Source organism: Streptomyces sp. NRRL WC-3618, from assembly GCF_001280005.1.
Classification (GTDB): Bacteria; Actinomycetota; Actinomycetes; order Streptomycetales; family Streptomycetaceae; genus Streptomyces.
The window spans coordinates 1-5,346 of the sequence record NZ_LGDW01000149.1; the positions used below are offsets into that span (position 1 = coordinate 1).

Consider the following 5,346-nt stretch of genomic DNA (forward strand, 5'->3'; position numbering starts at 1 on the left):
CCAGCGCGCCCGGCAGGCTGTCGTACGAGAACGACTTCACCGGGTTCGCGGTCGCCGATCCCTCGCGGACGTAGGTGACACGGCCGAGGTCGTCGTACTCCGTGAACGTCGTCCGGTTGGTGATCGCCAGCTGGTAGCCGATCACCACGTCCGGCACACCGCCCGACGAACGGGACGGAGACCAGCCTCTCACCAGGCGGCCCGTGAACTCGACCTCGACGTCTCCGCCGCTCTCGGTGGCACCGTGCCGATACAAGGTCGGCTCGGTCTTGGATGCCGGTGGCGTCCATGTCCTGCGCGGCGGCAGGAACGGCCTGCCCGGCGCCGGTTCCCAGTGGTTCACTCGGGCTACGGCGGGCGTGCCGGGAGACCCTGCGCAGGACCACCAGTTCGGCTTCGCCGTCCGCCTGCGCGACTTCGACCGGGACGGCGACGCGGACCTCCTGATCTCGGGGCAGTACGGCAGCGGGAACGTGCTGCTTCGGGCGGGGGCCGGCTGCATTACGCCCCGGGCTGCGAGCGAGGTGAAGATTCGGCCGAGTTCCCGCAGTAGGCAGTAGGGGGCGGTCCGGTCCGATGAAGGGCCCGGTGACTGAGACATGTGCTGTCTGTCGGTCGGTCACCGGGCCCAGGGCGACGATTCAGGTGCCGGAGTTCCCCGCGCAGAGCGCGCGGATACGGGCCAGCAGCGCGAGCGGGTACGGGTCCGGCTCTACGAGGTGCGCGTGCGCACTGTGCGCCCACACCACCCGGCCAGGCCCGGAGTTGGTGTGCACGTACGCCACCACGACCGCGTCGTCCGGGTCGAGGATCAGCCCCTCGCAGTGACGGCACGCGTGCGGCCCCGGCGACGTCATGCCACCTCCCCGGGCCGGGCGTGGCAGGTGCGGCCGCAGCGACGCATCAGCAACAGCCCGCTTCCATGGGGCAAGGGCACGTCCTCGGCCTGACGGCAGACGCGGTGCAGATCCGCGTACTCCGGCCGCTGCGCGACCGTGCACTCCGCCGACGGGGGCGGGGTGTCTGTGGCGGCACGGATGGTCATAGCGCGGGCTCCTGCATGCGGTGAAACGGGCAGGCGCAGGGCGGGAACGCGATCGTCAGGGGGAGCGGACCGCCGCCGCCCAGGACCCTGACGGTGCCTCGGTCCTCGACGATCTCACCGGTTCCGCCGCGCACCGTGTAGACGTGGATTGTCATCCTGACCCCGGATTCACGCCCGTTATACGGGGCTGTAGCTTGCGTCATGTCGACCTGCTTCCTTCAGGTGGGCCATCGCCCCGGGGCCGCGCGAACGGTCGCCGGGGTCTTCGATGGGTTACCGCACTCTCAGACCGTAAGGGGGGTATAACGGTGAGTAGGCACGCAACTTGCGTGCGTCATCGGTCGGTCGCCAGGGGGCAGGGTGGACACGAGGGGAATCGGCAGGCGCATTGCCTACTGGCGCGAGCGTCGGCGGATCACTCAGGCGGACTTCGGCGCGCTTATGGGCATGTCCCGTAGATGGGTCCAAGACTTGGAGGGAGGGCAGCGGCAAAGCGATCCACGGCTGTCCGTGCTGGAAGGCGTGGCCCGAGTGCTGTCAGTACGTCTCGAAGATCTGCTGTCGGACGCTCCGCTCGGCAAAGGTGGCGAGTGCGTGGATGGCACCGAACTCGCAGCGATTCGCCGCACGTTGCAACACCACGACGTGATCACCGGTTCCTGCGACGGGACCGCTTTCGAGCCCGTCTCCGTCGAGACGCTGAGCAACAACGTGGAGTACGGCTGGACTGCGTTCCAGGCAAGCCACTTCGCTTCACTGGGCCGCGTAGTCCCGGGGCTCCTCATCGACGCCAACCGTGCTGCCGCCAGACATGAGGGAGACGCACGGCTTGCGTCGTTCCGGCTGCTGTCCATGTCTCTGCAACTGGTCGAGGCCGTGGCGATCAAGTTCGGCGACACCGGCTTAGCGTTCATGGCAGCAGACCGGTCGGTAGCGGCTGCCGAGCGATCTGGGGACCCTGTCACCATGGCTGCGGCGGCCCGGCACCTTGCCGACGCGATGACTCACCATGGGCAGGCTGCCGCCGCTGTCGAATTCGCCGTTGTTGCCGCCGACCGTCTGGAGAACGAGCTGATCGAGCGTGGCGCAGACGGGTTCTCCGTTCTGGGCATGCTCTATCTCAAAGCCGCCATGGCCTCAGCCAGCATCGAGAACCGCAGTGCCGCCCCCGATCTCCTCGATCAGGCCGACCATCACGCTACGCAACTCGGTGCGGACGGCAATGCGATGTTCACCGCGTATGGGCCAACGAACGTTGCAGTGCACCGCGTTGCCGCGCACGCGCGGCTCCGCGAAGGCGCTGAGGCCGTCGCCGCCGCTGAGGCCATTCCGGCGCCGCGCCGCGATGCCCTGCCGCGCGAGCGGCGCGCTCATCACCTTGTCGATCTCGCGTACGGCTACACACAGGCCGGCCGTCGGGAGAAGGCGGTCGAGACACTGCTCCTGGCGGAGAAGGAAGCTGCGGAAGAGGTGCGCTGCCGCCCCAATAGTCGCCAACTCGTCGAGGATCTGCGCCTTCTCGGCGCGGGAAGTGCCGAGGCGCGCTTGCAGGCACTCGCCACACGGTGTGGACTGCCCGGGTGACCAAGATCCTGTATCTGATCTCCTGCGCCGCTCCGCCCGCTCAGTACGTCTCCACCGGCATACGCAAGGCCCAAGCCGCCGGGTGGGACGTCTGCCTCGTCCTCACCCCCTCCGCGCACCGCTGGCTCGAGGACGACATTGCCGAGCTTCGCGAACTGACCGGATACCCCGTACGCCACCAGTACAAATTGCCTGCTGAATCCGACGTGTTGCCCCCGCCGGACGCCATCCTCGTAGCCCCCGCCACGCTCAACACGCTGACCAAGTGGGCTGACGGCCACGCCGACACACTCGCCCTCGGACTCGTCACGGAAGGCATCGGTCTACGGATACCACTCGTTGCCCTCCCTTACCTGAACCAAGCCCAGGCGGCACACCCTGCCCTTGATCGGAGTGTGTCATTTCTCCGTGAATGCGGAGTGACCGTACTTCTGGGCGACGGAGGGTTCATTCCTCATGCGCCCAAGCAGGGTGACCTGGACGCGTATCCGTGGGATGCAGCTTTGGCCGCCCTGCCTGTGTGATCTCAGCAGTGCGTCACCGCAGCCGTCTTCCCAAACTCCTCGGCCACGCCCACATCGGCGTCACCGCCGGCGGCTACGCCCACGTCCGACTCCGCCTGCAACGCCAAGCCATCGATACCCTCAACGATGCCCTCCACTCGACCGGAGACGGCCCGGACGACCCACCCGCCGCAGCAGTCGTCCGCTGACGTTGCCGTCACCGTTGCCGTCAAGAACCGCAGAAGCCTCGCCAGGAAAGTCTGGCGAGGCTTCTCGCTTTTCTCGTAATTTTCAGGTTCAGCTGGACTCTCGCCAGCGAGTCACAGCTCGTTGACACAGGGAGAGAGCGAAAGATCCAAAATCATCTCCGAGCCTCTCCATGCTCTGACGGTCCGCGACGCCAGGATTCCAAACTAGGATCGGATACTCACCTTCCTGATCCGCTTGAGAGGAATCGAGAACGATCAATCCACCCATTCCGTCAAACATTACAACGATCAGGTCGGATGGCATTCCGTACTGGCTGTGAGCATCCAAGGTCTCAGTTACGGAACCTAGCAGCTTCTGCCCCATGGCAGGTGTCTGATACACGCCAAGGAATTCTTCGCCAGCGATATCCCAGGTCCCGAACTCTTCGATCACGCGGCGATACGAGGGAGGAAACATGACGCTCAGATCGCGCTCGGCGGCGGTGATCGTCCCTGTGTCGCAACCATCTGCATGGTTCGCGATGTCGTCGTTGGCACGAACCAGCTCGATCAGGCGCTCACTATCCTCGACTGCGCTCATCATCCACCAAATCCTGCCGCTCTGTCTTTCCAATACTGGGATTTCCAGGAGTTGAAGGCATCGCGATCGATTCCACTGGGAATCTTGGTGCCCGCCTTCCAGTGCAACTGATTATAGTTCCCGAAGTGCATGGAGTGCGTCACCTCGGCGATCGGCCCGTCCTGCGTCTGAAGCATGTGGTGAAGGTTCAGCGGCTTGCCATCCGGGCCCATAGGGGCCAGCCCTTGCTGCATTCTCTTGAGATTGCTCCGACCGTACTTGTCCGCAGGTGAAAAATAGTCCGGATTCACCAGATCATCCCGCTGATACATGCGCTGACCGTTGTAGTCAGTCCGCGACCAGAATTGGCAGTTTGAGTTGTGAACCAGGACCGGCGTCTCGCCCGCCAGCACATAGTACGTGTGCAGGTCATCGACGGTCAGGTTGTACGTACGAACGTGGTCGGAATAAGACCGGTTGGCCAGTACCGTCACGGTGGTTCCGTCAGGCGTGCGCAAGGTCATGTCCGGAGCCAGTGACCCTGCTGCGACCCATTGGCCCAGGGAGGGCACCCAGAAGGGGTGCTCGTGCGTGGCGGTGAGCTTCTCTGGGCCGTCCCTGGTGTCGAGAGTCAGTTCGTTGAATCTCTTGTCGCTGTCGGTGACGATGAGGCGGGTGACGTTACGCGCCCCGGTCTCCCCGGTCTCAGGGTCGGTCGCGGTGACTTGATCACCGACCTTGACCTCTTCGATGTTCTTGGTCTTGCCATCGGACATGAGGACATCAGTTCCGGCAAGGAAGCATTTGCAGCCCACCGCCCCGCCCCGGCCGGCCAACCCGCCTCGCCCCATACCCGCTGCCGCAACGAACTCATTTCCCAGCTCTACCGTGCGCTCCCACACCCGAGCATCCTGCGCACATTCATTCTCATGAGAAAGACAATAGGTAGCAGCGATATGTTTCGCCCCTGCCGCGTCATTCCGATTTTTGAGGGAGTATGCATACGCGTGATTGCAGGCTAGGCGACCAAAGCAAACGGTTTCCTGGCGGCCGAATACATTGGTCTGAGGAGCCCAGTAGCCACCCTGAGTGCTCGAAAGCTTATTACTACCGAAGTTGTAGTACTGCGAGCCCACCGCACGTGCGTCATTCGACGATGGAGTTGTCGACGCGATCCATGCGCTATCACTACCGCCGCCCGTCCCACCCGAGCCACCTCCAGACCCGGATTTACCGGGGTTAGGCGAATCCCAGTCTTCCACGGGGACAGAACCGCCCCCGCCCAGGTAAGCCTCGGCAGCGCTCATCAAGCCGGTGGGATCACTCTTGCTGATGGGGCTGTTATTCGAGTACGCGTACCCGTTCATCTGCACCGGATCCGCGAGATCAATAATCGGATCCGCCGACAGGAACCGCCCCGCCCCCTGGTCGTACTCCCGGGCCCCG

Annotated in this window: 10 protein-coding genes; 4 read left to right on the forward strand and 6 right to left on the reverse strand. The window is 64.4% G+C overall.

Going from position 1 to position 5,346, the window contains the following annotated elements:
• Positions 1-256 (reverse strand): hypothetical protein (locus tag ADL01_RS16735; protein ID WP_159049545.1); only part of this gene is annotated, 256 nt, incomplete at its 3' end.
• Positions 257-269: 13 nt separating this feature from the next.
• On the opposite strand from ADL01_RS16735, the gene ADL01_RS16740 reads away from it, so the two are divergent.
• Positions 270-560: a hypothetical protein gene (locus tag ADL01_RS16740; RefSeq protein ID WP_053742798.1), complete on the forward strand. Its 291-nt coding sequence runs from the start codon at positions 270-272 to the stop codon at positions 558-560.
• An 81-nt stretch (positions 561-641) separates the two neighbouring features.
• Here the strand turns inward: ADL01_RS16740 and ADL01_RS16745 are convergent, their stop codons facing one another.
• The 3 genes from ADL01_RS16745 to ADL01_RS16755 are packed head-to-tail and all read right to left on the reverse strand — an operon-like array spanning position 642 to position 1,200.
• Positions 642-857, reverse strand: coding sequence for a hypothetical protein (locus tag ADL01_RS16745; RefSeq protein ID WP_053742799.1), 216 nt, complete (start codon positions 855-857; stop codon positions 642-644).
• Positions 854-1,045, reverse strand: coding sequence for a hypothetical protein (locus ADL01_RS16750; RefSeq protein ID WP_053742800.1), 192 nt, complete (start codon positions 1,043-1,045; stop codon positions 854-856). Before ADL01_RS16750 ends, ADL01_RS16745 begins: the two co-directional genes overlap by 4 nt.
• Entirely contained in the window at positions 1,042-1,200 is a 159-nt protein-coding gene (locus ADL01_RS16755) for a hypothetical protein (protein ID WP_159049546.1), read from the reverse strand. The genes ADL01_RS16750 and ADL01_RS16755 overlap by 4 nt, the downstream gene beginning before the upstream one ends.
• 205 nt (positions 1,201-1,405) lie before the next feature.
• Here ADL01_RS16755 and ADL01_RS16760 point away from each other — a divergent pair, with 205 nt between their 5' ends.
• From ADL01_RS16760 to ADL01_RS42055, 3 genes are read left to right on the forward strand one after another with little or no spacing between them, the layout of a single operon-like run.
• A complete protein-coding gene (locus tag ADL01_RS16760) occupies positions 1,406-2,629 on the forward strand; it encodes a helix-turn-helix domain-containing protein (RefSeq protein WP_053742802.1) in 1,224 nt (407 codons plus the stop codon).
• Positions 2,626-3,153 (forward strand): flavoprotein, encoded by a 528-nt coding sequence (locus ADL01_RS16765; protein ID WP_053742806.1) that lies wholly within the window; start codon positions 2,626-2,628, stop codon positions 3,151-3,153. Before ADL01_RS16760 ends, ADL01_RS16765 begins: the two co-directional genes overlap by 4 nt.
• Positions 3,150-3,341, forward strand: coding sequence for an integrase (locus ADL01_RS42055; RefSeq protein WP_234354668.1), 192 nt, complete (start codon positions 3,150-3,152; stop codon positions 3,339-3,341). Before ADL01_RS16765 ends, ADL01_RS42055 begins: the two co-directional genes overlap by 4 nt.
• 88 nt (positions 3,342-3,429) lie before the next feature.
• Here ADL01_RS42055 and ADL01_RS16775 read toward each other — a convergent pair whose 3' ends face one another.
• Both ADL01_RS16775 and ADL01_RS42060 read right to left on the reverse strand, forming a co-directional pair.
• The gene (locus tag ADL01_RS16775) at positions 3,430-3,924 is read right to left on the reverse strand and encodes an SMI1/KNR4 family protein (RefSeq protein WP_053742804.1); all 495 of its coding nucleotides are present in this window, start codon (positions 3,922-3,924) and stop codon (positions 3,430-3,432) included.
• The coding region (locus ADL01_RS42060; protein WP_267889922.1) for an HNH/ENDO VII family nuclease at positions 3,921-5,346 on the reverse strand (1,426 nt) is incomplete at its 5' end. The genes ADL01_RS42060 and ADL01_RS16775, both read right to left, overlap by 4 nt.